The sequence below is a fragment of the Bacillus cereus group sp. MYBK79-1 genome, assembly GCF_051915365.1.
Taxonomy (GTDB): domain Bacteria; phylum Bacillota; class Bacilli; order Bacillales; family Bacillaceae_G; genus Bacillus_A.
In genome coordinates, this window is the sequence record NZ_JBQAEO010000036.1 from 1 (window position 1) to 2,284 (window position 2,284).

Below are 2,284 nucleotides of genomic sequence, written 5' to 3' on the forward strand. Positions count from 1 at the left end.
CATATTATATGGTTAAGTCCTCGATCTATTAGTATTCGTCAGCTCCACATGTCACCATGCTTCCACCTCGAACCTATCAACCTGATCATCTTTCAGGGATCTTACTAGCTTACGCTATGGGAAATCTCATCTTGAGGGGGGCTTCATGCTTAGATGCTTTCAGCACTTATCCCTTCCGCACATAGCTACCCAGCTATGCCCTTGGCAGAACAACTGGTACACCAGCGGTGCGTCCATCCCGGTCCTCTCGTACTAAGGACAGCTCCTCTCAAATTTCCTACGCCCACGACGGATAGGGACCGAACTGTCTCACGACGTTCTGAACCCAGCTCGCGTACCGCTTTAATGGGCGAACAGCCCAACCCTTGGGACCGACTACAGCCCCAGGATGCGATGAGCCGACATCGAGGTGCCAAACCTCCCCGTCGATGTGGACTCTTGGGGGAGATAAGCCTGTTATCCCCGGGGTAGCTTTTATCCGTTGAGCGATGGCCCTTCCATGCGGAACCACCGGATCACTAAGCCCGACTTTCGTCCCTGCTCGACTTGTAGGTCTCGCAGTCAAGCTCCCTTATGCCTTTGCACTCTACGAATGATTTCCAACCATTCTGAGGGAACCTTTGGGCGCCTCCGTTACACTTTAGGAGGCGACCGCCCCAGTCAAACTGCCCACCTGACACTGTCTCCCGGGTCGATAAGACCCGTAGGTTAGAATTTCAATACAGTCAGGGCGGTATCCCACCAGCGCCTCCACCGAAGCTAGCGCTCCGGTTTCAATGGCTCCCGCCTATCCTGTACAAACTGTACCAAAATTCAATATCAGGCTACAGTAAAGCTCCACGGGGTCTTTCCGTCCTGTCGCGGGTAACCTGCATCTTCACAGGTACTATAATTTCACCGAGTCTCTGGTTGAGACAGTGCCCAAATCGTTACACCTTTCGTGCGGGTCGGAACTTACCCGACAAGGAATTTCGCTACCTTAGGACCGTTATAGTTACGGCCGCCGTTTACTGGGGCTTCAGTTCAGAGCTTCGCTTACGCTAACCCCTCTCCTTAACCTTCCAGCACCGGGCAGGTGTCAGCCCCTATACTTCGCCTTACGGCTTCGCAGAGACCTGTGTTTTTGCTAAACAGTCGCTTGGGCCTATTCACTGCGGCTTTCCGTTAAGAAAGCACCCCTTCTCCCGAAGTTACGGGGTCATTTTGCCGAGTTCCTTAACCAGAGTTCTCTCGCACACCTTAGGATTCTCTCCTCGCCTACCTGTGTCGGTTTGCGGTACAGGCACCTTTTATCTCGCTAGAAGCTTTTCTTGGCAGCGGGGAATCAAAGACTTCGCTCCATAAGGAGCTTCCCCATCACAGCTCAGCCTTCACGATAAGCGGATTTGCCTACTTATCAGCCTAACTGCTTGGACGTGCACAACCAATCGCACGCTTCTTCTATCCTTCTGCGTCCCTCCATTGCTCAAACGATAAAGAGGTGGTACAGGAATATCAACCTGTTGTCCATCGCCTACGCCTGTCGGCCTCGGCTTAGGTCCTGACTAACCCTGAGCGGACGAGCCTTCCTCAGGAAACCTTAGGCATTCGGTGGACGGGATTCTCACCCGTCTTTCGCTACTCATACCGGCATTCTCACTTCTAAGCGCTCCACCAGTCCTTCCGGTCTGACTTCACTGCACTTAGAACGCTCCCCTACCACTGATACCATTGGTATCAATTCGCAGCTTCGGTGGTGTATTTAGCCCCGGTACATTTTCGGCGCAGAGTCACTCGACTAGTGAGCTATTACGCACTCTTTAAATGGTGGCTGCTTCTAAGCCAACATCCTAGTTGTCTAAGCAACTCCACATCCTTTTCCACTTAATACACACTTTGGGACCTTAGCTGGCGATCTGGGCTGTTTCCCTCTTGACTACGGATCTTATCACTCGCAGTCTGACTCCTAAGGATAAGTCATTGGCATTCGGAGTTTGACTGAATTCGGTAATCCGATGAGGACCCCTAGTTCAATCAGTGCTCTACCTCCAAGACTCTTACACTTAAGGCTAGCCCTAAAGCTATTTCGGGGAGAACCAGCTATCTCCAGGTTCGATTGGAATTTCTCCGCTACCCACACCTCATCCCCGCACTTTTCAACGTGCGTGGGTTCGGGCCTCCATTCAGTGTTACCTGAACTTCACCCTGGACATGGGTAGATCACCTGGTTTCGGGTCTACGACCACGTACTAAACGCCCTATTCAGACTCGCTTTCGCTGCGGCTCCGCCTCTTCAGCTTAACCT

The 2,284-nt window shown here is 52.2% G+C and carries 1 rRNA gene; it reads right to left on the reverse strand.

Annotated features, from left to right (window positions below):
* Window positions 1–8: 8 nt before the first annotated feature.
* Window positions 9–2,284 (reverse strand): 23S ribosomal RNA (locus ACTFOB_RS26255); the annotation flags it as partial.